Genomic DNA, 292 nt, shown 5'->3' with positions numbered 1-292 from the left:
TCTTTATCGAGATGCATAAAGCGGAAAGTCTGGTCGACCTGATCGTTAACGAGGGTCAGATTCAGGTTGTAGTGCTGAGCGATACGTTTCCAGTATTCGATACCGGAACCACCCAGTGGATCAACGCCCAGCGTCAGACCCGCTTTCTGGATTGCCGCCATATCGACGATATCTGCCAGCCCTTCCACGAAGGGTTGAACCAGGTCTTGTTCTTTAACATGACCGGACGCCAGCGCGGCATCCAGCGGAATACGCTTCACGCCTTTCAGACCATCAGCCAACAGTGCATTAG

1 pseudogene is annotated in these 292 nt (G+C 52.7%); it reads right to left on the bottom strand.

The features are described from left to right. Window positions 1-292: pseudogene (locus FDX22_RS16965) on the bottom strand (phosphoglucomutase, alpha-D-glucose phosphate-specific); the annotation flags it as partial.

This window comes from Citrobacter sp. TBCS-14 (assembly GCF_005280805.1).
Taxonomy (GTDB): domain Bacteria; phylum Pseudomonadota; class Gammaproteobacteria; order Enterobacterales; family Enterobacteriaceae; genus Citrobacter; species Citrobacter gillenii.
This window is presented reverse-complemented; position numbering and strand designations above follow the sequence as displayed.